Source organism: Paraburkholderia acidiphila, from assembly GCF_009789655.1.
Lineage (GTDB): Bacteria > Pseudomonadota > Gammaproteobacteria > Burkholderiales > Burkholderiaceae > Paraburkholderia > Paraburkholderia acidiphila.
In genome coordinates this window covers 772964-799955 of the sequence record NZ_CP046909.1, presented here as the reverse complement: position 1 = coordinate 799955, position 26992 = coordinate 772964, and the positions used below count along the sequence as shown (strand labels likewise).

Below are 26992 nucleotides of genomic sequence, written 5' to 3'. Positions count from 1 at the left end.
CGGATAAAATCAGGGCTTAGGATGAAAGCCGCAATTATCCGCTATTTTTCCCGCGGCGGCTCCTGGGCGGTTGCGCGAGCTGCGCGCCTCCCGGCACGGGCCGCCCGCCCTGCCCATCAAGAATGATCTTCGAACGTTCCCTGCAGCGCGAACTCGCGTACACGGCCGGCGCCGTGTTCATGGTTCTGCTCACGATCATGCTGACGACGATGATGATCCGCATCGTCGGCTTCGCCGCGTCCGGTCAGATCGACCCGCGCGACGTGCTGGTGCTGATCGGACTGACCGTGATCGGCTACATGGCCGTCATGCTCATCGTCACGCTCTTCGTGTCGATCCTGTTTGTCCTCACGCGCTGGTACAAGGATTCCGAAATGGTCGTGTGGCTCTCCTCCGGGGTGAGCCTCACGCGCCTGATCAAACCGGTCGCCACGTTTTCCGCGCCGATCATCCTGCTCATCGTGTTCTTCGCGTTCATCGGCTGGCCGTGGTCCAACGCGCAAAGCAAGCTCATTCGCGCGCGCTTTCAGCAGCGCGATGAAGTGTCGCTGCTCGCGCCTGGCCAGTTCCGCGAATCGCCCACCACGAACCGCGTGTTCTTCATCGAGAGCATGAGCCCCGACCAGGCGCGCGTGGAGAACGTGTTCGTCACGAGCACGGAAAACGGCAAGGTCAGCGTGATCGTCTCGAAGACCGGCCACACCGAAACCATGAAGAGCGGCGACCGCTTCGTCGTGCTCGAAAACGGCCGCCGCTACGACGGCGAGCCCGGTCACCCGGACTTTCGCATCAGCGAGTTCCAGCGTTATGGCGTGAAGATCACGAGCCAGCCGCTCGTCAACACGCCTTCGGCAAGCACCACGTCCACGCCGGGCCTCCTGCACCACCGGACCGACGACAATCTGGGCGAACTTGCCTGGCGCGCCGGCTTGCCGCTCATCGCGATCAACCTGATGCTGCTCGGCATTCCGCTTGCGTACCAGAACCCGCGCCGCAGCCGCACGATCAACCTCGTGATGGCGGTGCTGATCTACCTCACTTATTCGAACCTGCTCAACGTCGTGCAATCGCAGATCGAGCAAGGCAAGCTCCCCTTCGGCGTCGGCCTCGTCGCGCTGCACGTCGTGGTGCTCGCGCTCGTCGTGTTCATCTTCTGGATACGCGTGCGCAACCGGCCGCTCTTCACACGTGCGATGTTCCGGCGCGCCTCTTCAGGAAGCTGAGAGGGAAACTGACCGATGCGCATCTACGAAAAATACTTCGCTCGCCAGGTTTACCTGACGTTCATCTTCATTCTGTTTGCCTTCTCCGGCCTGTTCTTTTTCTTCGACCTGATCAACGAGCTGAACTCGGTCGGACACGGCAACTACAAGTTCCAGTACGCGGTGCTGCGCGTGGCGCTCCAGGCGCCCTCGCGGCTTTACGAGATCATCCCGGTCGCGGCACTCATCGCTGCGATCTACGTGTTCGCGCAAATGGCGGCGAATTCCGAGTACACGATCTTTCGTGTGTCGGGCCTCGCCACGAACCAGGCGCTGCGCTCGCTGCTCAAGATCGGCGTGCCGCTCGTGCTGCTGACCTACCTGATCGGCGAAGTGGTCGGCCCTTATACCGACCAGCTTTCCGAGCGCGTGCGTCTTGAGGCGCTGGGATCGGCAGTGTCGAGCAACTTCCAGTCGGGTGTTTGGGTCAAGGACACACTTACCGCGCGCGCCGACGGCGAGCAAGTCACGCGTTTCGTGAACGTCGGCGAGCTGCTGCCCGACGCGACCATCACGAACGTGCGCATCTACGAATTCGATTCGAAATTCCAGCTCACCAACGTGCGTCTCGCGAAGCGCGGCACGTTCCAGCCGCCGGGCCACTGGCTGCTCAAGGACGTGACCGATACGCAGCTCATCAGTGTGCCGCCGCCGCAGAACCAGCCGGCCGATGCGCTCAATCCGGTCTATCGCGCGCAGCAGACCTCGGCGCCCGAATATTCGCTGCGCTCGGAGCTCACGCCGAACATTCTCTCGGTGCTGCTCGTTTCGCCCGACCGGATGTCGATGTTCAACCTGTTCCGCTACATCCAGCATTTGACCGAGAACCATCAGGACGCGCAGCGCTACCAGATCGCGTTCTGGCGCAAGCTGCTCTACCCGTTCGCCGTGTTCGTGATGCTCGTGCTCTCGCTGCCGTTCGCGTATCTGCATACGCGCGCGGGCGTAGTGGGCATGAAGGTGTTCGGCGGGATCATGCTCGGCATGAGCTTCCAGCTCGTCAACACGCTGTTCTCGCACGTGGGTACACTGAACACCTGGCCCGCGCCGCTAACCGCGGCGACACCGGGGCTCATCTATCTCGCGGTCGGGCTGATCGGGCTCAAATGGGTCGACCGGCATTGATGCCGCGCGCCCTCGCCCGCTAGACCACGCATTTGCACAGGCTCGCAGGCATGGGCACGCACGGCATGATCCTCTTCGGCCACGGCGCGCGCGACGCGCGCTGGCAAGAGCCGTTTCAGCGCCTGGCCGCGAAGCTCGCCGCCGCGCGCGGCGATGCGGGTCCGGTCAGCCTCGCCTTTCTGGAGCTCATGACACCGAGCCTGCCCGATGCCATCGCCTCACAGGCCTCGGCAGGCTGCGACACGATCACGGTCGTGCCCGTGTTCTTCGGCCAGGGCGGCCATGTGCGGCGCGATCTGCCCGCGCTGATCGCGCAGTGCCAGAGCCAGCATCCGCATGTACGCCTGCGTTGCTCGGGCGCCGTGGGCGAAGACGACGCGGTGCTCGATGCAATCGTGCGGTTTTGCATCGAAAACGATCGCGACTAAAAACGCTCACGCATAAAAAACGGGCTCGCCTTTCGGCGAGCCCGTTTTGCATTCTTCGTGCCTTTCGCGAGGCGTTTATGCGGCGGCGCGGCGATTCTGGCCATCGCCTTGAGCTTCATCCTCGCGCTGTACCTGCCCTGCTCGTTCGGCGAACGCATCGCCGATCATGAGCAGGCTCGGCTGCGCCGGGTCGAGCCACTCCTGCGCCTCGCCCGCTTCGAGGCCCGCCAGCGTCAGCGTCAGCGTGCGCTCGCGCGCGGTGCTGCAAGCCTCGACGATCGCCACCGGTGTCGCGCCCGCGCGGCCCGCTTCGATGAGCTGGCGCGCGATCTCGGGTGCGCTGTCGCGGCCCATGTAGAACACCAGCGAATCGGCGTTGACCTGCTCGCGAATCTCCTCGCTGCCCGCCGCGCGCGAATACGTGGCGAGCGCAACGCTGCGGGCCACGCCGCGCAGCGTCAGCGAGCGTTGCAGCGTCGCCGCGCTGGCGAGCGCCGCCGTGATGCCCGGCACGACTTCGAAGTCGATGCCCGCCGCTTCGAGCGCGCGCATTTCCTCGTCGGCACGGCCGAACAGCATCGGGTCGCCGCCCTTCAGGCGCACGACCACGCCGTGCTCGCGCGCGGCGTCGACGAGTTGCTTGTTGATGAAGTGCTGCGCCGTGGACCGCTGCCCGCAACGCTTGCCGACCGCGATGAACTTCGCGGTTTGCGGCGCGTACTCGAGCATGGCGGGCTCGACGAGCGCGTCGTGCAGCACGACGTCGGCGCTCGCGAGCAGCCGTGCGCCGCGTACGGTGATGAGGTCCGCTGCGCCCGGTCCCGCGCCGATCAGATATACCTTACCCATTTGCTTCGAATCCATTGTTGCGGCCGCGCGGCCGCAACGTCGCGCTGCGCCTTACGCCGAGAACGCGCGGATCATGCCCGCGGCCACCGTGTGATGCGTCGCTTCGTCGATCAGCACGAATGCGCCGGTGCCAGGATTCGCATCATACAGGTCGCAGACGAGCGGCTTCTGCAGCGAGAGCGCCACGCGGCCGATATCGTTCATCGCGAGTTCGTGGCGGTCGGTGGCGTGCGACAGCGTATGCACGTCGAGCACCTGCTTGACCGCGCCGATCTTCGCGAACACCGTGCTCGTGGTCTGCTTGAGCAGGTACTTGCGCTGCGGCGAGAGCGGCTCGTCGTCGAACCAGCAGAGGTCGGCTTCGAGCTTTTTCGCCGGCTGCGTGTTGTCCGTTGCCGGCACGAAGGTGTCGCCGCGCGAGATGTCCACGTCTTCGGCGAGACGGATCGTAACGGTCTGGCCCGCGAACGCGCGATCCACTTGCGCCGTGCCGCCCGGCACCGGCGCGATGATTTCGGCAACCGTTGCGCTGCGGCCCGCCGGCAGCACCGTGATGGCGTCGCCGAGCTTCACTTCGCCCGCTTCGACGCGGCCCATGTAGCCGCGGAAGTCGTCGGCGCTGGAACCGTCCTGGCGCGCAACCCACTGCACCGGGAAGCGCAGCGCTTCACCCGTGGCCTGCGCGACCGGCAGCTGCTCGAGCACGTCGAGCAGCGGCTCGCCCGCGTACCAGGGCATGCGCTCGCTCGCGGCCACGATGTTGTCGCCCTTGAGCGCCGAGACGGGCACGAAGCGCACGTCGTTCAGGCCAAGCTGGCGCGCGAGCGCGACATACGCTTCGCGGATCAGATTGAACGTGGCTTCGCTGTAATCGACGAGATCCATCTTGTTGATCGCGACGATCACGTGCTGCAGGCCCAGCAGCTTGACGATGGCGCTGTGGCGCTTCGTCTGCGGCAGCAGTTGCGTCACGCCGTTTTCGACCGTCACGCGCGTGGGGTCGATCAGGATGATCGCGGCGTGCGCCGTGGAGGCGCCCGTCACCATGTTGCGCGTGTACTGCTCGTGGCCCGGCGTGTCTGCGATGATGAACTTGCGCTTGGCCGTGGCGAAGTAGCGGTACGCCACGTCGATCGTGATGCCCTGCTCGCGCTCGGCTTCGAGGCCGTCGGTGAGCAGCGAGAGGTCGATCTCGTCGCCCACCGTGCGTTTGTTCTTCGCGCGCGAGAGCGCCGAGAGTTGATCCGAAAGAACGGCCTTGCTGTCGTACAGCAGGCGGCCGATCAGCGTGCTCTTGCCGTCGTCCACGCTGCCCGCCGTGATGAAGCGCAGCACGCCGAGGTCTTCAGGTTGATGCGTCGTAACCATGTCTAATCTTTCCTCTGCGTGCTTTTAGAAATAACCTTGCTTCTTGCGCTGTTCCATCGCCGCTTCCGACGCCTGGTCGTCCATGCGCGTCGCGCCGCGTTCCGTGATTTCGGTCACGGCCGTTTCGGCAATGATCTTCTCGACGTTGTCCGCGTCGCTCGCCACCGGGCACGTGCAGCTGATGTCACCCACCGTGCGGAAGCGCACCTGCGCCATTTCGCTGACTTCGCCTTCCTTCATCGGCGTGAGCGGCGTGACCGGCACAAGCAGGCCGTTGCGGCGCACGATCTCGCGCTGGTGCGCGTAGTAGATCGACGGCAGTTCGAGCTTTTCGCGCTCGATGTACTGCCACACATCCAGTTCCGTCCAGTTCGAGATCGGGAACACGCGCAGGTGCTCGCCGTTGTGCAGGCGCGCGTTGTACAGGCTCCACAGTTCCGGGCGCTGCGCCTTCGGGTCCCACTGGCCGAATTCGTCGCGGAACGAGAAGATGCGCTCCTTCGCGCGGGCCTTCTCTTCGTCGCGGCGCGCGCCGCCGATCATCGCCGTGTAGCCGTATTGCTCGATGGTTTCGAGCAGCGTGACCGCTTGCGCGGCATTGCGCGAATCGGTTTCGCGGCGCAGGCGCACGGTGCCCTTCTTGATCGAATCTTCCACATGGCCGACCACGAGTTCCGCACCGATTTCGGCTGCGCGGCGATCGCGGAAGTCGATCACTTCCTCGTAGTTGTGACCCGTGTCGATATGCACGAGCGGGAACGGCAGCGACGTCTTGCGGTTCGCGCCCAGGCCGAACGCCTTCAGCGCGAGCGCGAGCACGACGACCGAGTCCTTGCCGCCCGAGAACAGCAGCGCCGGCTTGCTGCATTCGGCAACGAGTTCACGCAGGATGTGGATCGACTCGGCTTCGAGCCAGTCGAGATGGTCCATGCGGTTCGCCGTGACCTGGAGCGGCGCGTTCACTGCTGAGTCGAGCGTGGTGCTCATGTTCGGATCCTTCGTTTATTCGCACCCTTTTTACTGGGCACGCGGTACTCGGTATGCGGTAGCGCGCCGGTCTTCACGACGGCGCGGCAAAACTCAATCTTAGTTCGCCTGGCTGATCGACGACACTTCGACAACCGGAATGGCTGACACAGACGTGATGTGCAAGCCACATTCCTTCGTGTCGCGCGATTCCCACCACCAGCGGCCGGCGCGGCTGTCCTCGCCGGGGCGGATGGCGCGCGTGCAGGGCTCGCAGCCGATGCTCGGATAGCCGCGCGCGTGCAGCGGGTTCACCGGTACATCTTTGCCGCGCAGATAGGCCCAGACATCGGCTTCGGTCCAGTCCGCGAGCGGATTGAACTTGTCGATGTTGCGCGCTTCGTCGCGTTCTTCCTCGTGCAGTTCCGCGCGCGTGACCGACTGCTCGCGGCGCTGGCCCGTGACCCAGGCGGAAACGTTTGAGAGCGCGCGGTTCAGCGGCTCGACCTTGCGGATTTCGCAGCAGCGCTTGCGCAGGTCCACGCTCTCGTAGAACGCGTTCAGGCCGTGCTGGGCGACGTACTCGTCCACCGCGTCCTGCTGCGGATGAAACTGCTCGATCTCGTAGCCGTAGCGCTCGCGCACCGCGTCGAGCATGCCGAGCGTTTCGGCGTGCAAGCGGCCCGTGTTCAGCGAGAAGATGCCGATTTTCACGCCACGCGAAAGAATCGCATGGGTGAGCAGCATGTCTTCGGCAGCGAGGCTGCTGGCCAGCTTCACGTTCGCGTGACGCGCGGCGATCGAATCGAGCAGCGCGTCGAGGCGCTCGATCTTCGCCTGCAGGTCGGCCGCCGGGGTTGTCAAAGCGGTGCTCATGCTGCGGCGCCCTGCTGTGCCAGACGGCGGCGAAACAGCGGCGACGGCTCGTCGAACGCGCCTTGGTATTGCACCGTGAACTCGGTGAACGCCTTGAGCGCGTCGTGGATGTCCTTGTCGGCGCGCACGGCGAACGCATCGAAGCCGCAGCGCTCGTGAAAGCGCAGCTGGTCGCGCAGCACGTCGCCGATCGCGCGCAGTTCGCCCTGGTAGCCATAGCGCTCGCGCAGCAGACGGCCGATCGAAAAGCCGCGGCCATCGCGGAACACGGGGAAATCCACGCCGATCAGCGCGAGCTTGTCGAAGTCGGCGGCGATATCAGCCGGTTCGCTGTCCGGCGCGAGCCACACGCCGAGTTCGTCCTTGCCGCGCGAGGCGACGAGCGCGTCGCGCTGCGCCTGCCAGTAAGCGAGCGGCACCAGCACCTTGCCTGCGGGCAGCGCCGGCACCTCCGGCAGCGCGCAGTCTTCGGCCGCACGCACGACTTGCCAGTTGTCTTCAACGATCTCGCGTTTTTTGATGATCAATGCCATTGCTCGAATCTCGTATCTCGTTGCGTGCAGTTAAGCGTGGGCCGGCTGGCGCGATGCGTACACGCGCTCCTTGAACGGCGCGATGCCGAGGCGGTCGTACGTGTCGATGAAGCGCTCGCCGTCGATACGCAGCTCGACGAACGTGTCGACCACCTTCTGGATCACGTCGGGCATCTCTTCCGCCGAGAACGACGGGCCGATCACGCGGCCAAGGCGCGCGCCATTGGCACCGTTGCCCTGCTCGCCGCCGAGCGACACCTGATACCACTCCGAGCCGTCCTTATCCACGCCCAGAATGCCGATGTTGCCGACGTGGTGGTGACCGCACGAGTTCATGCAACCCGAGATATTGAGCGACAGGTCGCCGAGGTCGTAGACGAAGTCGAGATTGTCGAAACGCTCCTGGATCGCCAGCGCGATGGGGATCGACTTCGCATTCGCGAGCGAGCAGAAGTCGCCGCCCGGGCACGCGATGATGTCGGTCAGGAGGCCAATGTTCGCCGTCGCGAAGCCTTGCGCCTTGGCCTTTTCCCACAACGCGAACAGATCGCGCTTCTTCACATCCGCGAGGATCAGGTTCTGCTCGTGCGAAACGCGAATCTGGCCGAACGAGTATTCGTCTGCCCAGTCGGCCACGGCTTGCATCTGCGCGTCGGTGGCGTCGCCCGGCGCGATGTCGCGCGGCTTGAGCGAGAGCGTGACCGATGCGTAGCCCGTCACGCGGTGCGGACGCACGTTGCGCTCGACCCAGCGCGCGAACGCGCGATTTTCCAGCAGATGCTTTTCGTACGAGGTGTCCGTGTCGGCGATCTTTTCATACGCCGGCGGCACGAAGTACTGCGAGACCCGGTCGACTTCTTCCTGCGTGAGCGTCGAGGGGCCGTCCTTGAGGTGCTGCCACTCTTCTTCGACCTGCTCGGCGAACTTCGCCGGCGAGAGCGCTTTCACGAGAATCTTGATGCGCGCCTTGTACATGTTGTCGCGGCGGCCGTAGCGGTTATACGCACGCAGCACGGCTTCGCAGTAGGTCAGCAGGTGCTGCCACGGCAGGTCGCGCTTGATGATGGCGCCGACGATCGGCGTGCGGCCAAGGCCGCCGCCCGCGAGAATGCTCGCGACGACTTCGCCCTTCTCGTTACGGTCGAGGTAGACGCCCAGATCGTGGATCTGCACGGCGGCGCGGTCTTCCTTCGTGCCGGAGACGGCGATCTTGAACTTGCGCGGCAGCCACGCGAACTCGGGGTGGAACGTCGACCACTGGCGCAGGATTTCCGACCACGGACGCGGGTCGACGACTTCGTCGGGCGCGACGCCCGCGAACTGGTCGGCGGTGATGTTGCGGATGCAATTGCCCGACGTCTGGATGCCGTGCATCTGGACCGAGGCCAGCTTGCGCAGGATTTCCGGCGTTTCTTCGAGCTTGATCCAGTTGTACTGGATGTTCGAGCGCGTCGAGAAGTGGCCGTAGCCGCGGTCGTGCTCGCGCGCGATCGTGGCGAGCATGCGGAGCTGGTCGCTGCGCAGATTGCCGTACGGAATCGCGATGCGATGCATGTAGGCGTGACGCTGGTAGTACAGGCCGTTCTGCAGACGCAGCGGGCGGAATTCTTCTTCGCTCAATTCGCCCGACAGGCGGCGGCGAACCTGGTCGCTGTATTGCGCGACGCGTTCGTCGACGATGGTCTGGTCGTACTGATCGTATTGGTACATTCGGGGACCCCAGGGTTCGTTCAATCGCGGCGTTCCGGTTACGCCGCGCTCCGACATCTCGACTTCGTTCTTTCCGCTCTGTCTTGCCTTTTGCGAGGCGGCCGCGCCTTCAATCGCGCCGGTCATTTGCTAATGACCAAAACAGATATCCATATTGGAAAAGTTGGAGGAATGGTAATAAACTCGCCTTATATTTCAAACGACTCAAAAATCAGGTCGATATGCAATCAGGTTATAAGGATTATCTATGAACCTGCACCAGTTCCGTTTCGTCCGCGAGGCCGTACGCCAGAATTTCAACCTCACGGAAGCGGCCAAGGCACTGTATACAAGCCAGCCGGGCGTCTCGAAGGCGATCATCGAGCTGGAGGACGAGCTTGGGGTCGAAATCTTTACGCGTCATGGCAAGCGCGTGCGCTCGCTCACGGAGCCGGGCCGGATCATCCTCGCCTCGGTGGAGCGCATTCTGCAGGAAGTGGAAAGCTTGAAGCGCGTGGGCAAGGACTATGCCGCACAGGACCAGGGCAACCTGACCATCGCCGCCACGCACACGCAGGCGCGCTACTCGCTGCCCGCCGCCATCGCCGAATTCAAGCGGCGCTTCCCGAAAGTGCACCTTTCGATCCTGCAAGGCAGCCCGACGCAGGTCGCGGAAATGGTGCTCCATGACCAGGCCGATCTGTGCATCGCGACCGAGGCCATCTCGGGCTACAAGGAACTGGTGTCGCTGCCCTGCTTCACCTGGCACCACGTGGCCGTGATGCTGCCCGATCACCCGCTGCTCGAACGCAAGCCGCTCTCGCTCGACGATCTGGCCCAATATCCGCTGATCACCTACGACAATGCGTTTGCCGGGCGCACCAAGATCAACGACGCGTTCCGGCTGCGCGCCCTCTCGCCCGACATCGTGCTGGAAGCCATCGACGCCGACGTGATCAAGACCTATGTCGAGCTGGGTCTCGGCGTGGGGATCATGGCCGACATCGCCTTCAACGCCGAGCGCGACCGGCACCTGCGCGCGGTGCCCGTGGGGCATCTGTTCGGCAGCAACGTCACGCGTGTGGCGCTCAAGCAGGGGGCTTACCTGCGCAGCTATGTGTATACGCTCGTCGAACTGCTTTCGCCGAGCCTGAACCGCAAGCTGATCGAGCAGGCGCTCAAGGGCGAGCACGAGACCTACGAGCTGTAACGGCCCTTGGCCGGCTCGGTGCCGGAAGAAATAACAGACAAAATCCGCAATACAACAACATCACTTCTCGCCTGGAGACTTAACGGATGAAGCCGCGCTTTACCTTCGTGCAGTGCCTACGCCCGCTCGTCGTGAGCGCCGCCCTTGCCGCTGCCACTTGCGCATCGGTCGCGCATGCCGACATCAAGGTCGGCATCGATCTCTCGAGCACGGGGCCGGCAGCCGCCATCGGCATCACGAGCAAGAACGCCATGCTGATGTGGCCCGACACGATCGCGGGCCAGAAGGCCGACTACATCGTGCTCGACGACGGCTCGGACCCGGGCGCCGCCGTGCGCAACATCCACAAGCTCATCAACGAGGACCACGTGGACGTGATCGTCGGGCCGAACATCACGCCGGCGGCGCTCGCGGCGCTCGACCCGGTGGCGCAAAGCAAGACGCCGATGATCACGCTGGTCGGCTCGGGCTCCGTGGTCGAGCCGCAGCAGGGCGCGCGCGTGTGGGCGTTCAAGATGGCGCAGACCGACGCCGCCATGGCCGACGTCATGACGCGCTACATGGCCGCGCACGGCGTGAAGACGGTGGGCTTCATCGGCTTTGCCGACAGCTACGGCGACAGCTGGCTCAACGAATTCACGAAGTACGCGAAGGAGCGCAACATCCAGATCGTTGCGACCGAGCGCTACAACCGCACCGATGCGAGCGTGACGGGCCAGATCCTCAAGCTGATGTCGGCCAAACCCGACGCCATGCTGATTGCCGGCGCAGGCACGCCGACCGTGCTGCCGCAACGCACGCTGATCGAGCGCGGCTACAAAGGGCCGATTTACCAGACGCACGGCATCGCCACGCCTGAATTCATCAAGCTGGGCGGCAAAGACGTGGAAGGCACCCTGTTCCCGACCCAGCCCGTCGTGGTGGCGCGCACGCTGCCTGCCGACCAGCCGGCCCAGAAAGCGGCGCTCGCCTTCGTCGATGCCTACGAGGCGAAATACGGCCCGGGCACGGTCACGCAGTTCGCGGGCGACGCGGCCGGCGTGTATCCGCGCTTGCAGGACGCGGTCGCGCGCGCGCTCAAGACCGCGCAGCCGGGCACGGAAGCGTTCCGCGTGGCGTTGCGCAGCGAACTGGAGCACGCGCACGAAGTGGTCGTGCCCAACGGCATGGTGAACACGAGCCCGACGGACCATGTGGGCCTCGACCAGCGCGCGAGCGTGATGGGCACGGTACGTGGGGGCAAGTTCGTTTATCTGGGACAGTAAATTTGACGAACGAGCGGCGGCGACCTCCCGCCGCTCAGTCGACCGTGTCCGGCCAGCGGCGCGCGCTGTGCAGGACGCGCAGTATCGTCAGCGCTTCGTTTTCGTAGCGGTAAGCGAGCACGAACGGCGTTGACTCCACCACCAGCTCGCGCGTGCCGCTCACGCGGCCGACCCGGCCAAGGTTAGGAAAAAGACGCAGCCTTCGGACGGATGCCGAAATCCGTTCGTCCCATACGACAGCCCTGCGCGGGTTAGTCGTCACGGTGAAAGTGAATGTCGCCTCACGGTCGGCCAGCGCGAGCGGCGACCAGCATACCTTCAACTTTTCGCCTTACGCTTGAGTGCCTGCCCGGGCTCGCCGTGCACCGCCGCCCGGCGCTTCGCAAAGTGCGCCTCCACCTCTTCGTCCGCCACCGCCGGCCGCGGGTCCTCCAGCGCCTCGCGCACCTTTGCCCGGAACCACGCGTCGTGCGCCACCGGATCGACGGCGAAATCGAACGGCAACGCGCCCTCGTTCGCGATACGCGTGAGCAGAATGCGCACGGCGTCCGATACCGTGAGTCCCATGTTGTCGAGCACTTCGGCCGCGCGCTGCTTGAGCGCGTGATCGATGCGAACCTGTACCAATGCGTTTGCGTTCATCGACTCACTCCCTGGTTTGGCCGCTGACCTCGTCGCTGACCTTGTCGAGTCCGCAGTGTAATGCAATTGAATGACGTTAGACATGCTCTACCTTTGAAGCGGGTTAAACATGTCGCAAGTTTCGTTGCCAGGCCCTCTGCGCTCAATTCATCCGAATGGCCAATCACGGCCGCGCGATGCTGCGCCACGTACCGCCCGCCGCGCTGCTCGCCAGCACGGCCTCGATGAAGCGCAACCCATCTACGCCGTCGTCAACCGTCGTCAGCAGCCGGCTCCCGGGCGGCGCCGCAACACCCGCCTCGCGCGCGTGGATCTGCGCGGCGGCGTCGCGATAGAGCTGCGCGAACGCCTCCAGATAGCCTTCCGGATGCCCCGGCGGCACACGCGTCGCGTGCCGCGCGGCCGCCCCCGTCACGCGGCCACGCGTGAGGCGCTGCGCCTCGCCGCCCTGCGGCGTGAACCACAGCACGTTAGGCTCCTCCTGATCGAACGCGAGACCCGCCGTCGTGCCGTACACGCGCAGCCGCAACGCGTTTTCCGCGCCGCTCGCCACCTGGCTCGCCCACAGCATGCCGCGCGCACCGTTGGCGTAGCGCAGCATGGCCTGAACGTGGTCGTCCACACGGCGGCCCGGCACGAAGGTGTGCATTTCCGCAGCGAGGGACTCCGGCACGAGCGCGCTCACGAACGCCGCCAACTGATACGCGTGCGTGCCGATATCGCCCAGACACCCCGCCGGCCCCGCGAGCGCCGGATCGGTGCGCCACGCCGCCTGACGGTTCGCACCGCCGCGCTCGACAGGATTGGCGAGCCAGTCCTGCGCGTACTCGACCTGCACGATGCGCACCTCGCCAATCTCACCCGCCTCCACGAGTTCGCGTGCATGCCGTGCGAGCGGATAACCCGAATAGGTATGCGTGAGCGCGAACACGAGATTCGCGTCGCGCGCGTGTTTCGCGAGCGCTTCGCCCTCGGCGAGTGAAACCGCGAGCGGTTTATCGCAGATCACGTGAATGCCTGCTTCCATGAACGCATGCGCAACCGGCGCGTGCAGATGGTTCGGCGTGACGATGGCCACTGCGTCGATGCCATCCTCGCGCGCACCTTCCACGCTCGCCATCTCGCGCCAGTCGTCATAGCTGCGCGCGAGGCCGAGCGCCTCGGCGCTCGCCTGCGCACGCGCCGCATCGGACGACAGCGCGCCCGCGACGAGCTCCCAGCAATCGTCGAGACGAGCCGCGATGCGATGCACCGCGCCGATAAACGCGCCCTCGCCGCCGCCGACCATGCCGAGCCGGAGTCTTCGTGTCATTCCCTCGCTCCCGTGAGAAACGTTTTCAGAGACCCAGCACGCCCTTCACCTGCGCCGCATCGACGCCGCTGCCCGCAAAGTCGTCGAACGCGTGCTCGGCCACGCGGATGATGTGCCGCTTGATGAAATCGGCGCCCTCGCGCGCGCCGTCGTGCGGATGCTTGAGCGCGCACTCCCATTCGAGCACGGCCCAGCCCGGATAGTCGTACTGCGTGAGCTTCGAGAAGATCGCGCCGAAGTCGATCTGCCCGTCGCCGAGCGAGCGAAAGCGCCCCGCGCGCTCGACCCATCCGCTGTAGCCGCCGTACACGCCTTGTTTGCCCGTGGGGCTGAATTCGGCGTCCTTCACGTGAAAGGCCTTGATGCGCGCGTGATAGATGTCGATGAACGCGAGGTAATCGAGCTGCTGCAGCACGAAGTGGCTCGGGTCGTAGAGGATGTTCGCGCGCGGATGATCGTCCACGGCCGCCAGAAAGCGCTCGAACGTCACGCCGTCGTGCAGGTCCTCGCCCGGATGCAGTTCGTAGCAGACGTCCACGCCCGCTGCATCGAACGCATCGAGGATCGGCCGCCAGCGGCGCGCGAGTTCGTCGAATGCGGCTTCGACGAGCCCCGCCGGCCGCTGCGGCCACGGATAGAAGTACGGCCACGCCAATGCGCCCGAAAACGTCACGTGCGCGCCGAGCCCCAGATTCTTCGAGGCGCGCGCGGCCAGCATCAACTGTTCGATGGCCCACGCCGTGCGCGCTTCGCGATTTCCGCGCACCTGCGGAGGCGCAAAGCCGTCGAACAGCGTGTCGTAGGCGGGATGCACGGCCACGAGCTGTCCTTGCAGATGCGTGGAAAGCTCGGTGATCGTCACGCCCGCGTCGTCGGCCTGCTGGCGCAGGTCGTCGCAGTACGCCGTGCTCGACGCCGCCTGCGCGAGATCGACGAGGCGCGCATCCGTGGGCACCTGGATGCCCTTGTAGCCGAGCTGCGCCGCCCAGCCGGCCATGTGCCCGAAGCTGTCGAACGGCGCGTCGTCGCCGAGAAACTGCGCGAGGAATATGGCCGGCCCTTTGATCGTCTTCATCGCAAGCCCCGTCCTTAGAACGGCGAATCCGGGAAGTAGAACTGCTTCGCGTTCTCCTTCGTGATCAGCACGGAAGGGATGATCGTCGTAGGCGGCAGCGACTTGCCCTGCAAGCGCGCTTCGGCCGTGAGCTTGATCGCGTCGTAGATGAACTTCGGCGAATACGACACGTCGGCCTTGATGAGCGGATCGCCGTCCATCACGCGCTTGACCATCTCCTTCGACCCCGCGCCGCCGAACACGATCTTGATGTCGTTGCGCTTGGCCTGATCGATTGCCTTGAGCACGCCCACGGCCATGTCGTCGTCGGCGGCCCAGACGGCGTCGATGTGCTTGAAGCGCGTGAGGTAGTCCTGCATCGTGCGGAACGCGTCGTCGCGGTTCCAGTTCGCGTACTTCGCGTCGAGAATCTTGATGCCTGGATAGTCCTTCAGCACCGACGTGAACGCGCTCCAGCGCTCGTTGTCGAGCGTGGTGGGAATGCCGCGCAGCGCGACGATGTCGCCCTTGCCGCCCAGTTGCTTCGCGAGATATTCGGCAGGGATCTTGCCGAACGCCGTGTTGTCGCCGGCAACATAAGCGTCCTGCGCGCTCGTGTCGGTCAAGCCGCGGTCGACCACCGTCACGTACACGCCCTGCTTCTTCACCTGGGCGACCGGCTGCGTGAGCGAAGCCGATTCATACGGGAAGATCACGAGCGCGTTGATCTTGTTGACGGTCACGAGATCCTGCAACTGGTTCGCCTGATCGGGCGCGTTCGCCGCCGTCTTCACGATGACCTTGAGGTCCGGGTGCGCCTTCTCCAGATCCTTCTTCGCCTGATTCGCCCACCAGACGATGCCGCCCGTGAAGCCATGGTCGGCCGTGGGAATGGCCACGCCCAGCGTGACCTTGTCGTCGGCGCGCGCCGCGCCCGCACCGAATGTTGCCGCCACGCCAAGCGCCAGCGCGCCCGCACACATCGTTCGAATCATCTTCTTCATGATGCCGTCTCCTTTTCGTGCGGGCCCGCGCCCGTTCTCGCGTTGAGTTTTCGCTGCCTCCTTCGACTTCCCGACTGCCTTGCCAGATCTGCTTCGACATCCTTATCGTCTGCCACGCTGCAGGAAGGCCACCGCAATGATCGCCACGCCCTGCACCGCCGCATTCAGATACACGCTGATGATGCTCGTGAGATTGAGAATATTGGCGATGACGGAGAGCAGCACCGCGCCGACCACGGTGCCCGCCACGCGCCCTTCGCCGCCCTTGAGCGCCGTGCCGCCCACCACCACGGCGGCGATCGCCTCCAGCTCCCATAGCAAGCCTGTCGTCGGCGTCGCGGAACCGAGGCGCGGCACGTAGAGCACGGTTGCGACCCCGACGCACACGCCCAGCAGCACGTACGTCGCACACTTCACGCGGTCGACGCGGATCGCGGCATAGCGCGCGACCTGCTCGTTCGAGCCGATTGCCTGCACGTGCCGCCCGAACGCGGTGCGGTTAAGAATGAGCGCACCACCCGCAGCCGTGAGCGCGAACACCCACACGGGCACCGGAATGCCGAAGAGGCTCGCGTAATAGACCGGACCATACAGATCGACGAGGTTGTTTTGCAGCGTGAGCGCGCCGCCATCGGCGAGCCATGTGAGCACCGAGCGGAAGATGCCGAGCGTGCCGAGCGTCACGATGAAAGGCTCGATGCGCCCGCGCGTGATCAGCAAGCCATGCGCGAGCCCGAACACCGCGCCCAACACCAGCGCGATCGCAATGCCGATCGCGACGATGGCCAAAGGCGCAAACGCGTGTTCGCTCGCGGCCAGCGTATTCATCACCCAGATCATCACGCCTGCGATGAGCGCGGCCATCGACCCGACCGAAAGATCGATGCCGCCCGAGATGATCACAAACGTCATGCCCACGGAAATGATGCCGATGAACGAGGTGCGCGTGAGCACGTTGAGCAGGTTGCCGGCGGTGGCGAAATCCCGGTTCAGCAGCGTGCCGAGCACGCACAGCAGGATCAGGCCGATGAGCGGCCCGACGCCCGCGAGCCGATGCACGAAACGCGCTGCGGCCGAGCGCGCGCCACGGCTTTCGGACGGTGCGTCAGTGGGTGCCGGTTGCATGAGCGATCAGCTCCTCTTCGTTCAGATGTTCGCGCCCGAGCGTGGCGACGAGCCGGCCCGCGCGCATCACGGCCACGCGATGCGCAAGCCCGATCAGCTCGACCAGTTCGGACGAGATCACGACGACCGCGCGCCCCGAGGCCGCGAGCCGCTGGATCAGGAAATAGATGTCGCGTTTCGCGCCCACGTCCACGCCGCGCGTGGGCTCGTCGAGCACGATCACGCGCGGATCGGGCTGCAGAAACTTGGCGAGCGCGAGCTTCTGCTGGTTGCCGCCGGATAGCATGCGCGCGCGGCTGTCGAGGTCGCCGGTGCGGATGCCGAATTCGCGCACCGCTTTTTCCAGTGCGCGCCGAGCCGCCTTGAGGTCGAGCAGCGGATGGCCGTAGCGCTCGAGCGTCATGAGCGTGAGGTTGTCCTGCAGCGTGAGGTTCATGTGCAGCCCACGGCCCTTGCGGTCCTCGCTCAGGTACGTGAGGCCGTGGCGCATCGCGTCGCGTGGGTGGCGCAGCGTCACGGCGCTGCCGTCGATTTCAATATCGCCCGCGTGCCGGTGGCGCAGGCCCACGATCGCCTCGAACGCCTCGCTGCGCCCCGCGCCCACGAGCCCCGCGAAACCGAGGATCTCGCCCGCGCGCACTTCGAAAGAAAGATCCTCGACCCAGCCCGGCACCGCGAGATTCGTCACGCGCAGCGCGACGCGTGCATCGGCGCTCGCTGCGCTTTTCTCCGGAAACATGTCGGAGACGTCACGGCCCACCATGAGGTTCGCCATCTGCTGGCGCGCGAGCCCCGCCGTCGCGCTCGCGGTCACGAAACGGCCGTCGCGCATTACGACCACGTCGTCGGTGATGCGCTCCACCTCGTCGAGCTTGTGCGAGATGTAGACGAGCGTCGTGCCGGCGGCGCGCAGCTTCGTCATCAGCGCGAAAAGGCGCGCGGTTTCTGCGGGCGTGAGCGTGGCCGTGGGCTCGTCCATGATGAGCAGGCGCGCGTGACGCGAGAGCGCCTTGGCGATCTCCACCAGCTGCTTTTCGGCGACGATCAGCTCGCGCACCTTCACGTCCGGGTCGCGTGCAAGGCCCACCTGCGCGAGGAGTTCGCGCGCTTCGCGGCGCATGGCGGCGTCGTCGACCAGCCAGCCTTTGCGCTTCTCATGGCCGAGGAAGATGTTCTGCGCAATCGTCAGATGCTCGGCCAGGTTGAATTCCTGGTGGATCAGCACAATGCCGGCGGCCTCCGCTTCGCGCGAGCCTTCGAAGCGGCGCGCCACGCCATCCACGAGCATCTCGCCCGCGCTCGCTGCTTCGTAGCCCGCGAGGATCTTCATGAGCGTGGACTTGCCCGCGCCGTTCTCGCCGAGCAACCCGTGAATGCGCCCCGGCGCAAGCTCGAAGCTCACGCCGTGCAGCACGCGCACGGGACCGAAGTCCTTGCGGATGTCGTTGAACTTCACGGCGACGCTCATGCGCGTGCGCTCCTCCAGTGGCTTTGTCGGCGGGTTTCGGCGGGCGGCGTCCGCCGCCCGCCTCTACACCGCTGGTCTCCCCTGCTATGTATTCGCTTTCGCTTTCTGACTTCACCCGCTCTCGCGCACCACCAGCCTATGCGGCAGCAGCACGCCCGGCACGCTCGCGCGCGGGTCGGCGAAACGCCGCAGCAACAGCCGCGCCGCCGTCTCGCCCAGCTCCCGCATGGGCTGCGCGATCGTCGTGAGCGGCGGGTCGATCTGCGCGGCAAGCGCGATGTCGTCGAAGCCGACCACGGCAACGTCGTGCGGCACGCGCCGCCCAGCGCCGCGCAAGCCGTTGACCACGCCCACCGCGAGCGTGTCCGACACCGCGAAGATCGCGTCGGGCGCCTCGCCGGCCGGCAACTGCATGAGTGCGGCGGCGGCCTGCGCGCCCGCGTCGTAGTCGAGACAGTTCACGTTCACGCGCCAGGCGTCGCGCGTCGCAATGCCCGCTTCGCCGAGCGCATCGCGCCAGCCGTCGCGCCGCTGCTGCGCGTAGAGATAGTGCTCGTCGGAGTTGATGAGTGCGACACGGCGCCGCCCCCGCGCGATCAGATGCCGCACGGCGTCGTGCGCCGCGCGGTAGTTGTCGATCCCCACGTACGGCACGCCCACATCCGGGTCGAACTCGCAGCAGGCCACCCACGGCAGCGCCGTCGATTCCGCCGCGAGCGCGTGCTGCACGGTGGCCGGGTCAAGGCAGATCGCCCCGTCCGCACGATGGCGGCGCAGCAGGTCGAAGTAGCTGCGCTCGCGCCCGGCGTCGGCGCCCGTGTCGCACAGCAGCAGGAAAAAGCCGTGCTGGCGCGCCACACTGTCGATGCCGCGCACGATTTCCGCGTAAAACGGGTTGCCGAAGTCGGGCACCATCGTCAGCAGCAGGCGGCTTTCGGCGGTGCGCAGGTTGCGCGCGAGTTCGTTGACGCGATAGCCGCTCGCCTCGATTTCGGCGAGCACGCGCTCGCGCGTCGCCGCGCGCACGTTCGCATGGCCGTTGAGCACGCGCGAGACCGTCGCGACCGAAACGCCCGCGCGCTGCGCCACGGCCGCGATCGAGCCGCCACGCGCGGCGGCGTCGGCGCTGGCGCTGGCCGCTTTGTGCTGCGGTTGCGGGGATCGGGACGAGCGAGCGGGCATGGGCGACAAGCAATCGTGACCGGTTCGGAAAGGCACAGCGGCTCATGCACGAGGCCTTTGAGCGCGGCCAGAATGTAATCGATTACATTTTTGGTACGAGAACCGCAAAATCGCAAGGCCCACGAAGCCAGGACAAATACCGATCCGCTAATGCCCCCCTGAAGCGCCGCCCGCTGCCGGCGGCGCGGCCTAGCCAGAAGCCGGTTTGCTACAATTCTCCGATTGCCCGACGCCTTTTTTGCCGGGCTTTGATACGAACCGATCCCGACCACAACGCCGAGTCACCATGAACATCGAACAAGCGCGTTTCAACATGATCGAACAGCAGATTCGCCCCTGGGAAGTGCTCGACCAGGACGTGCTGAACCTGCTCGCGATCGTCAAGCGTGAGCATTTCGTCCCCGAGGCCTATACCGCCCTCGCGTTCGCCGACCTCGAACTGCCGCTGCCGAACGGTCAGCACATGCTGGCGCCGCGCGTCGAAGCGCGCGTGCTGCAGGAACTCGCGGTCAAGAAGCACGAGAGCGTGCTGGAAATCGGTGCGGGCTCCGGCTATATGGCGGCGCTGCTCGCGCACCGGGCTCAGAAGGTGCTGACCGTGGAAATCGACACGGAACTCGCCGAATTCGCGCGCGCGAACTTCGTCAAGAACGGCGTGCTGAACGCCGAAGTCGTGGTCGGCGACGGCGCGCGCGGCTGGGCCGCGAATGCGCCGTACGACGTGATCTGCGTCTCGGGCGGCCTGCCGGTCGTGCCGCAGGAGCTGCTCGAGCAACTCAAGGTGGGCGGGCGTCTCGCCGCTTTCGTGGGCGGCGCGCCGGTCATGGAAGCGCAGATCATCACGCGCATCGACGAGAAACAGTTCCGCATTGCGGGTGTGTTCGAGACGTATGTCGAACCGCTGCAGAACGCCGTGCATCCGCCGCGCTTCAAGTTCTAACCTGTCGTATCGCCGGGTACCTTTCATGGTGGCCCGGCCTTTTACCCGATCGAGTCTTCCATGCAGAATCTGACCGCCCCCGCCCTCGCCGAATGGCTTGCCGATACCACGCGCGAGGCTCCCGTGCTGCTCGACGTGCGCGAGCCGTGGGAAATCGAAACGGCAAAGATCGCCGGCAGCACGTCGATCCCCATGCGCGAGATCCCCGCGCGCAGCGAGGAACTGGACGACGAGGCGCAGATCGTCTGCATTTGTCACCACGGCGCGCGCAGCGCCCAGGTGGCGATGTTCCTCGAATCGCGCGGCCACACGAAGGTGTTCAACCTGCAAGGCGGCATCGACGCCTGGTCGCGCCAGGTCGACCCCAAGGTACCGACGTACTAAGCAGGCGCACGCCAGCTTTGGCGAAAGGGCGCGGCTCAGGCCGCGCCCTTTTGCATTTCTGGACCGATCGCGCAGTTCCACTTCGGTCCACTTCAATCAGCACCCGCGCTCCTCTCATGCACAACGATGCAGCGCGCCGTGCAACACCGGTCGGCCCGCTTCATGCATGTGCGCACTGAGACGATGCAGCGCGCCCGAACATGCATCCCACTGCACCACAATCGCCCGCTCGCCGTGCGCTCGGCGATGCGCCCCGCATCGCCGAGCGCCTTATGGGGCAAGCCTCGCCCTTTACCTTCGCGCTGGCACAACGCTTGCAGAAGGGTGTGCGCAAGACAGGCCACACACACCGGGCGGCGCGCAAGACGACAAACGACCACGCGCCACGGCCCACGACTCACTCACGGACAAGAGGCAAAAAATGAAACGTCGCAGTCTGTTGAAACTCGGGACGATGTCGGGCGCTCTCGCGGCAGCGGGGCGCATGCCGTTCGCGCACGCGGACACCGGCAGCGGGCCGATCAAGGTCGGCATCCTGCATTCGCTCTCGGGCACGATGGCCATTTCGGAAACCTCACTGAAAGACACCGCGTTGATGACGATTTCCGACATCAACAAGAACGGCGGTGTGATGGGGCGCCAGATCCAGCCTGTAGTGGTCGACCCGGCCTCCAACTGGCCGCTCTTCGCCGAAAAGGCGCGCCAGCTCCTCACGCAGGACAAGGTGGCCTGCGTGTTCGGCTGCTGGACTTCGGTGTCGCGCAAGTCGGTGCTGCCGGTGTTCGAGGAACTGAACGGCCTGCTCTACTACCCCGTGCAGTACGAAGGGGAAGAGATGTCGCGCAACGTGTTCTACACGGGCGCCGCGCCCAACCAGCAGGCTATCCCCGCTGTCGAATACCTGATGAGCGCGCAAGGCGGCGGTGCCAAGCGCTTCTTCCTGCTCGGTACGGACTACGTGTATCCGCGCACGACCAACAAGATCCTGCGCGCCTTCCTGCACTCGAAGGGCGTGAGCGACAGCGATATTCAGGAGGTCTACACGCCGTTCGGCCATAGCGACTATCAGACCATCGTCGCGAACATCAAGACGTTCTCGCAAGGCGGCAAGACCACCGTCGTTTCGACCATCAACGGCGACTCGAACGTGCCGTTCTACAAGGAACTCGGCAATCAGGGCATCAAGGCCACCGACGTGCCCGTGGTCGCGTTCTCCGTGGGCGAGGAAGAGCTGCGCGGCATCGACACGAAGCCGCTCGTCGGACACCTCGCGGCGTGGAATTACTTCATGTCGGTGAAAGGCCCGGGCAACACGAAGTTCAAGGAGCAGTTCGAAGCGTGGGTGCAGACGAACAACCTGCCCGGCGGCGCCAAGCGCGTGACCAACGACCCGATGGAAGCGACCTTCGTGGGCATCCATATGTGGAAGCAGGCCGTGGAAAAGGCAAAGAGCACCGACGTCGACAAGGTACGCGTGGCCATGATCGGCCAGACCGTGGCGGCGCCCTCGGGCTTCACGCTCACGATGGACGGCAACCATCACCTGCACAAGCCGGTGATGATCGGCGAGATTCGCGGCGACGGCCAGTTCAACGTGGTGTGGAAAACGAAGACCGCCATCCGCGCGCAACCGTGGAGCCCGTTCATCGCCGGCAATGAAGGCAAGCCTGACGTGGTCACCTCGACTACCCTGCCCGCCTTCCTGCGCCGCTCGCGCGTAGCCTGACGTTGCCCTTCGCAAGCGCCGCACCGCGGCGTGCGCTTGCGTGCTCTGTCTACGGACACGCGGCGTAACGGCCAGGCCGTTGCCGCGGTCCGCACCAAAAGAAAACATCATGGCTCTCTCACTCCCGAGGTACGCGCGCGCGGGCTTGCGCCACGCGCTCGCCGCGGCTGCGCTCTTCACAGTGCTATGCACGGGCGCGCACGCACTCGATGCCGCCGACGTCGCACCGCTCGGCGGCGACGACTTCGACGCGAAGTCCGCGGCCATCGACAAACTCATCGCCACGCACGATGCCGCGTCGCTCGCGCTTCTGAAAGCGCTCGCCGAGGACAACGTCACCGCGACCGACTCAGGCGAAGTGCTCGTGCAGGATGGCGACAATGCGCGCGACGCCGCAACGGGCAAGCCTGTCGCCGCCAACGTCGCATCGAGCGCGCAGCCCATCACGCTGAACAACATCCTGCGCTCGAAGGTAGCGGGCGCGGTCTCGGGCCTGCAACTCGCCTCGCCCGATCTGGAAACGCGCCGCGCCGCCATCGCGGAACTGCTGAAGAACCCCGACCCGGCCATGAAGCCGATGATCGACGCCGCGCGCGCGAAGGAAACCGACCCCGCGCTCAAGCACCGCCTCGACACGCTCTGGGCCATGACGGCGCTGCACGATCCGAATGCGGCAACGCGTCTCGAAGCGGCGAAGCTCGTCGCGGCGCGCCACGATCTCGACATGTTCGAATTGCTGCGCCCGCTCGTCGCGAAGAACGCGAGCGGCGCGTACAACGAGCCCGACGCCGACGTGCGCGCCGCCGCACAGCAGGGCATCGACGCGCTCGATTCGATCCAGCGCCGCAGCGAGATCTTCGGCACGCTGTTCGCGGGCCTGTCGCTCGGCAGCGTGCTGCTGCTCGCGGCGCTCGGTCTTGCCATCACCTACGGGCTCATCGGCGTCATCAACATGGCGCACGGCGAGTTCCTGATGATCGGTGCGTACGCAACCTATGTCGTGCAAACGCTCGTACAGCGCTATGCGCCCGGTGCGTTCGACTGGTATCCGCTCTTCGCGATTCCCGCTTCGTTCGTCGCCGCGGCGCTCGTGGGCGCCGTAATCGAGCGGCTCGTGATCCGCCATCTTTACGGCCGCCCGCTCGAAACGCTGCTGACCACATTCGGCATCAGCCTCATTCTCATTCAGGCCACGCGCATGCTCTTCGGCGCGCAGAACGTGCAGGTCGAAAACCCCTCGTGGATGAGCGGAGGCGTGACCGTCATGCCCAACCTCATCCTGCCGTACAACCGCCTCGCGATCCTCGCGTTCGCGTTGATCGTGGTGGGCATTGCATGGACCGTCCTCACGAAGACGCGTCTTGGCCTCTTCGTGCGCGCCGTCACGCAAAACCGCCGCATGGCCGCCTGCGTGGGCGTGCGCACCGCGCGCGTGGATGCGTGGGCGTTCGCGTTCGGCGCGGGCGTGGCGGGTCTCGGCGGCTGTGCGCTCTCGCAGATCGGCAACGTCGGTCCGGATCTCGGCCAGAGCTACATCATCGATTCGTTCATGGCCGTGGTGCTGGGCGGCGTCGGGCAGATCGCGGGCACCGTGATCGGCGGCTTCGGTCTCGGGCTTGTCTCCAAGGCCATCGAGCCGTTCTGGGGCGCCGTGCTCGCGAAGATCGCCGTGCTCGTGCTGATCGTGCTCTTCATCCAGAAGCGTCCGCAGGGGCTGTTCGCCCTCAAGGGCCGCAGCGCGGAGGCATGACATGACGAGCGTCACTTCCTCTTCCGCGCGCCACACACTAGGCGCCTCGCATAGCCCCGGCGACAGTGCGGAAACGTTCGCCCTCGGCTTGCCCGCGCGCCCCGCCCTGCTTTCGCCTCGCGCGTGGCTCGCGCTCATTGTGCTGATCCTCGCGATCGGCGTAGGCGTGCCGCTTTGCGCGCTAGTGCTGCCGCAATCGAGCGCGCTGCATCTTTCCGCCTATGCGATGACGCTCGGCGGCAAGCTCATGTGCTACGCGATCGCGGCGCTCGCGCTCGATCTCGTGTGGGGCTATTGCGGCATTCTGAGCCTCGGTCACGGCCTGTTCTTCGCGCTGGGCGGCTACGCCATCGGCATGTACCTCATGCGCGAGATCGGTCACGACGGCAAGTACGGCAGCGACCTGCCCGACTTCATGGTGTTTCTCGACTGGCACGCGCTGCCGTGGTACTGGCAAGGCACGGAGCACCTTTGGTATGCGCTCCTGCTCGTCGTGCTCGTGCCCGCCGTGGTCGCCTGGGTGTTCGGCTTCTTCACGTTCCGCTCGCGCGTGAAAGGCGTCTACCTCTCGATCATCACGCAGGCCATGACGTTCGCCGCCATGCTGCTGTTCTACCGCAACGAAACGGGCTTTGGCGGCAACAACGGCTTCACCGACTTCAAGCGCATCGCGGGCATGCCGATCACGCATCCGGGCACACGCACCGTGCTTTTTCTGCTGACGTTCGCCGTGCTCGTGCTCGCGTTTCTCGGCGCGCGGGCCATCGTCACCTCCAAGCTCGGGCGCGTGGTGACCGCCGTACGCGACGGCGAAACGCGCCTCATGTTCCTCGGCTACAGCCCGCTCGGCTACAAGCTGTTCGTGTGGACCGTCTCGGCCGTTCTGTGCGGCATTGCAGGTGCGCTTTACGTGCCGCAGGTCGGCATCATCAACCCGAGCGAGATGTCGCCCGGCAACTCGATCGAAATGGCGATCTGGGTGGCCGTGGGCGGACGCGGCACGCTGATCGGACCGATCATCGGCGCCTTCGCCGTGAACGGCGCGAAGAGCTTCTTCACCGCACATTTCGCCGAGTACTGGCTGTTCTTCCTCGGCCTGATGTTCGTGCTCGTGCCGCTGCTGCTGCCCAACGGCATCATGGGTCTCATCGAACTCATCCGGAGCCGCATCACCGACCGGGTCACTACGCGGGTCGCCGCGCGGAGCGAACGCCCATGAACGGACATATCCTGCTCAACGACCCGCTCAACCACAACCCATTCGACGACGCCCTCAGGCAGGACGAGCTTGCCCTCTCCGGCGTCGCGGATCTCGGGCACGTGGTCGAGCCCGGCGTCATCGATATCTCGCATGGCACGATCCTCTACCTCGAAGACGTGACCGTGAGCTTCGACGGCTTTCGCGCGCTCAACAAGCTCTCGCTCGTGATCGACGTGGGCGAGCTGCGCTGCGTGATCGGTCCGAACGGCGCGGGCAAGACCACGATGATGGACGTCATCACCGGCAAGACCTCGCCCGATTCGGGCAAGGTGTTCCTCGGCCAGACGCTCGACCTCACGCGCATGAACGAGCCCGCGATCGCGCGCGCGGGCATTGGCCGCAAGTTCCAGAAGCCCACGGTGTTCGAGCAGCATCCCGTGTGGGAAAACCTCGAACTCGCGATGAAAGCCGACAAGGGCTGGTTCGCCACGCTGCGCGCGCGCCTTGGCCGCGAGGCGCAGGCGAAGATCGAGGAAACGCTCGAAGTGATCCGGCTGGAGAGCGACGCGCGGCGCCTCGCGGGCGAGTTGTCGCACGGTCAGACGCAGCGGCTCGAAATCGGCATGCTGCTCATGCAAAAGCCACAGTTGCTGCTGCTCGACGAGCCCGCCGCCGGCATGACCGACGACGAAACCATGGAGCTCGCCACCCTGCTCAACCGCCTGCGCGGCACCTGCTCGATGATGGTGGTCGAGCACGACATGGAGTTCGTCGCCGCACTCGCGGGCGAAACGGGCCGCGTGACGGTGATGGCCGAAGGCAGCGTGCTCGCGCACGGCACGCTCGACGAGGTCAAACGCGACGAAACGGTGATCGAATCGTATCTGGGCCGCTAGGGCCGCATCGACAATATCAGCCATGCTAACTATCGAATCGCTGAACCAGTACTACGGCGGCAGCCATATCCTGCGCAACGTCTCGATGACGGTGCCCGAGGGCGAACTCACCGTGCTGCTCGGGCGCAACGGCGTGGGCAAGACCACACTGCTGCGCTGCCTCATGGGCGTCGTGCCGACGAAGAACGGCGCGATCGCCTGGCGCGGCGAAGCACTCACGAAGCTGCCCACGCACTCGCGCGTGGCGCATGGCCTCGCTTACGTGCCGCAAGGGCGCGATATCTTTCCGCGCCTGAGCGTCGAAGAGAATCTGCTGGTGGGCGCGGCGAGCAAGAAACGCATGCCGTCTGGCGTGCCCGCGCATATCTACGAACTCTTTCCCGTGCTCAAGGACATGAAGGCGCGGCGTGGCGGAGACCTCTCCGGCGGCCAGCAGCAGCAGCTCGCCATCGGGCGCGCGCTGATGAGCGATCCGCAGTTGCTCATTCTCGATGAGCCTACCGAAGGCATTCAGCCTTCGATCATCCAGGACATCGGCCGCACGCTGCGCCGGCTCGTGGAGGAGATGCACATGACGGTGCTGCTGGTCGAGCAGTATTACGACTTCGCCAAGGCCATTGCAGACCGCTACTGGGTGATGAGCCGCGGCGAAATCGTGGCGGGGGGCGCGGGCGCCAACATGGATGCGGATGGCGTGCGGGAGTTGATCGCGGTGTAAGGGACGTCAGGGCTTGCTT

26 protein-coding genes are annotated in these 26992 nt (G+C 65.5%); 12 read left to right on the top strand and 14 right to left on the bottom strand.

The genetic code is table 11. From position 1 onward, the window contains the following. Nucleotides 1–122: 122 nt before the first annotated feature. The 3 genes from lptF to FAZ97_RS03575 are packed head-to-tail and all read left to right on the top strand — an operon-like array spanning nucleotide 123 to nucleotide 2815. Complete coding sequence (gene lptF, locus FAZ97_RS03585) at nucleotides 123–1223, top strand: LPS export ABC transporter permease LptF (protein WP_158757226.1); 1101 nt, start codon at nucleotides 123–125, stop codon at nucleotides 1221–1223. Nucleotides 1224–1238: 15 nt separating this feature from the next. Further along, nucleotides 1239–2387, top strand: a complete 1149-nt coding sequence (gene lptG, locus FAZ97_RS03580) for an LPS export ABC transporter permease LptG (protein ID WP_158757225.1) — start codon at nucleotides 1239–1241, stop codon at nucleotides 2385–2387. 50 nt (nucleotides 2388–2437) lie between these two features. Next, nucleotides 2438–2815, top strand: a complete 378-nt coding sequence (locus FAZ97_RS03575) for a sirohydrochlorin chelatase (RefSeq protein WP_158757224.1) — start codon at nucleotides 2438–2440, stop codon at nucleotides 2813–2815. Between the two features lie 75 nt (nucleotides 2816–2890). Here the strand turns inward: FAZ97_RS03575 and cobA are convergent, their stop codons facing one another. The 6 genes from cobA to FAZ97_RS03545 all read right to left on the bottom strand — a co-directional run bounded on the left by cobA (nucleotide 2891) and on the right by FAZ97_RS03545 (nucleotide 9117). Then, entirely contained in the window at nucleotides 2891–3664 is a 774-nt protein-coding gene (cobA, locus tag FAZ97_RS03570) for a uroporphyrinogen-III C-methyltransferase (protein WP_158757223.1), read from the bottom strand. 51 nt (nucleotides 3665–3715) lie between these two features. Next, entirely contained in the window at nucleotides 3716–5032 is a 1317-nt protein-coding gene (locus tag FAZ97_RS03565) for a sulfate adenylyltransferase subunit 1 (protein WP_158757222.1), read from the bottom strand. Between the two features lie 24 nt (nucleotides 5033–5056). Continuing rightward, nucleotides 5057–6019: a sulfate adenylyltransferase subunit CysD gene (gene cysD, locus FAZ97_RS03560; protein WP_065057314.1), complete on the bottom strand. Its 963-nt coding sequence runs from the start codon at nucleotides 6017–6019 to the stop codon at nucleotides 5057–5059. 99 nt (nucleotides 6020–6118) lie between these two features. Further along, nucleotides 6119–6874: a phosphoadenylyl-sulfate reductase gene (locus tag FAZ97_RS03555; RefSeq protein ID WP_158757221.1), complete on the bottom strand. Its 756-nt coding sequence runs from the start codon at nucleotides 6872–6874 to the stop codon at nucleotides 6119–6121. Further along, nucleotides 6871–7407 carry a DUF934 domain-containing protein gene (locus FAZ97_RS03550; RefSeq protein WP_158757220.1) on the bottom strand — a complete coding sequence of 179 codons (537 nt, stop codon included), beginning with the start codon at nucleotides 7405–7407 and terminating at the stop codon, nucleotides 6871–6873. Before FAZ97_RS03550 ends, FAZ97_RS03555 begins: the two co-directional genes overlap by 4 nt. 30 nt (nucleotides 7408–7437) lie before the next feature. After that, nucleotides 7438–9117, bottom strand: a complete 1680-nt coding sequence (locus FAZ97_RS03545) for a nitrite/sulfite reductase (protein ID WP_158757219.1) — start codon at nucleotides 9115–9117, stop codon at nucleotides 7438–7440. Nucleotides 9118–9364: 247 nt separating this feature from the next. Between FAZ97_RS03545 and FAZ97_RS03540 the strand changes: the two genes are divergently transcribed. Beyond that, a complete protein-coding gene (locus FAZ97_RS03540; protein WP_028210583.1) occupies nucleotides 9365–10306 on the top strand; it encodes a CysB family HTH-type transcriptional regulator in 942 nt (313 codons plus the stop codon). Between the two features lie 86 nt (nucleotides 10307–10392). Continuing rightward, nucleotides 10393–11571 carry an ABC transporter substrate-binding protein gene (locus FAZ97_RS03535; RefSeq protein WP_158757218.1) on the top strand — a complete coding sequence of 393 codons (1179 nt, stop codon included), beginning with the start codon at nucleotides 10393–10395 and terminating at the stop codon, nucleotides 11569–11571. A gap of 34 nt (nucleotides 11572–11605) precedes the next feature. Here FAZ97_RS03535 and FAZ97_RS03530 read toward each other — a convergent pair whose 3' ends face one another. The 8 genes from FAZ97_RS03530 to FAZ97_RS03495 form a co-directional block, all read right to left on the bottom strand. Next, nucleotides 11606–11893, bottom strand: coding sequence for a type II toxin-antitoxin system RelE/ParE family toxin (locus FAZ97_RS03530; RefSeq protein WP_158757217.1), 288 nt, complete (start codon nucleotides 11891–11893; stop codon nucleotides 11606–11608). Next, nucleotides 11890–12213, bottom strand: a complete 324-nt coding sequence (locus FAZ97_RS03525) for a type II toxin-antitoxin system RelB/DinJ family antitoxin (protein ID WP_158757216.1) — start codon at nucleotides 12211–12213, stop codon at nucleotides 11890–11892. The genes FAZ97_RS03530 and FAZ97_RS03525 overlap by 4 nt, the downstream gene beginning before the upstream one ends. 163 nt (nucleotides 12214–12376) lie before the next feature. Then, nucleotides 12377–13525: a Gfo/Idh/MocA family protein gene (locus tag FAZ97_RS03520; RefSeq protein ID WP_233271625.1), complete on the bottom strand. Its 1149-nt coding sequence runs from the start codon at nucleotides 13523–13525 to the stop codon at nucleotides 12377–12379. A 25-nt stretch (nucleotides 13526–13550) separates the two neighbouring features. Continuing rightward, the gene (locus tag FAZ97_RS03515) at nucleotides 13551–14600 is read right to left on the bottom strand and encodes a sugar phosphate isomerase/epimerase family protein (protein WP_158757215.1); all 1050 of its coding nucleotides are present in this window, start codon (nucleotides 14598–14600) and stop codon (nucleotides 13551–13553) included. Between the two features lie 14 nt (nucleotides 14601–14614). After that, the gene (locus FAZ97_RS03510; RefSeq protein WP_158757214.1) at nucleotides 14615–15583 is read right to left on the bottom strand and encodes a substrate-binding domain-containing protein; all 969 of its coding nucleotides are present in this window, start codon (nucleotides 15581–15583) and stop codon (nucleotides 14615–14617) included. A 102-nt stretch (nucleotides 15584–15685) separates the two neighbouring features. Continuing rightward, the gene (locus FAZ97_RS03505; RefSeq protein ID WP_158757213.1) at nucleotides 15686–16708 is read right to left on the bottom strand and encodes an ABC transporter permease; all 1023 of its coding nucleotides are present in this window, start codon (nucleotides 16706–16708) and stop codon (nucleotides 15686–15688) included. Continuing rightward, the gene (locus FAZ97_RS03500) at nucleotides 16689–18176 is read right to left on the bottom strand and encodes a sugar ABC transporter ATP-binding protein (protein WP_158757212.1); all 1488 of its coding nucleotides are present in this window, start codon (nucleotides 18174–18176) and stop codon (nucleotides 16689–16691) included. The genes FAZ97_RS03505 and FAZ97_RS03500 overlap by 20 nt, the downstream gene beginning before the upstream one ends. A gap of 111 nt (nucleotides 18177–18287) precedes the next feature. After that, nucleotides 18288–19358 carry a LacI family DNA-binding transcriptional regulator gene (locus tag FAZ97_RS03495; RefSeq protein ID WP_158757211.1) on the bottom strand — a complete coding sequence of 357 codons (1071 nt, stop codon included), beginning with the start codon at nucleotides 19356–19358 and terminating at the stop codon, nucleotides 18288–18290. Nucleotides 19359–19644: 286 nt separating this feature from the next. Between FAZ97_RS03495 and FAZ97_RS03490 the strand changes: the two genes are divergently transcribed. From FAZ97_RS03490 to urtE, 7 genes are all read left to right on the top strand, one after another. Next, nucleotides 19645–20298, top strand: a complete 654-nt coding sequence (locus FAZ97_RS03490) for a protein-L-isoaspartate O-methyltransferase family protein (protein ID WP_158757210.1) — start codon at nucleotides 19645–19647, stop codon at nucleotides 20296–20298. Nucleotides 20299–20358: 60 nt separating this feature from the next. Then, nucleotides 20359–20682: a rhodanese-like domain-containing protein gene (locus FAZ97_RS03485; RefSeq protein WP_158757209.1), complete on the top strand. Its 324-nt coding sequence runs from the start codon at nucleotides 20359–20361 to the stop codon at nucleotides 20680–20682. Between the two features lie 421 nt (nucleotides 20683–21103). After that, nucleotides 21104–22408, top strand: a complete 1305-nt coding sequence (urtA, locus tag FAZ97_RS03480) for an urea ABC transporter substrate-binding protein (protein WP_158757208.1) — start codon at nucleotides 21104–21106, stop codon at nucleotides 22406–22408. Between the two features lie 109 nt (nucleotides 22409–22517). Further along, nucleotides 22518–24158 (top strand): urea ABC transporter permease subunit UrtB, encoded by a 1641-nt coding sequence (gene urtB, locus FAZ97_RS03475; RefSeq protein ID WP_158757207.1) that lies wholly within the window; start codon nucleotides 22518–22520, stop codon nucleotides 24156–24158. 1 nt (nucleotide 24159) lies between these two features. After that, nucleotides 24160–25377, top strand: coding sequence for an urea ABC transporter permease subunit UrtC (gene urtC / locus FAZ97_RS03470; protein WP_158757206.1), 1218 nt, complete (start codon nucleotides 24160–24162; stop codon nucleotides 25375–25377). Beyond that, on the top strand, nucleotides 25374–26255 hold the full coding sequence (gene urtD / locus FAZ97_RS03465; protein WP_158757205.1) for an urea ABC transporter ATP-binding protein UrtD: 882 nt from the start codon (nucleotides 25374–25376) through the stop codon (nucleotides 26253–26255). The genes urtC and urtD overlap by 4 nt, the downstream gene beginning before the upstream one ends. Nucleotides 26256–26277: 22 nt before the next feature. After that, a complete protein-coding gene (urtE, locus tag FAZ97_RS03460; protein WP_158757204.1) occupies nucleotides 26278–26973 on the top strand; it encodes an urea ABC transporter ATP-binding subunit UrtE in 696 nt (231 codons plus the stop codon). The last annotated feature ends 19 nt before the right edge of the window (nucleotides 26974–26992 follow it).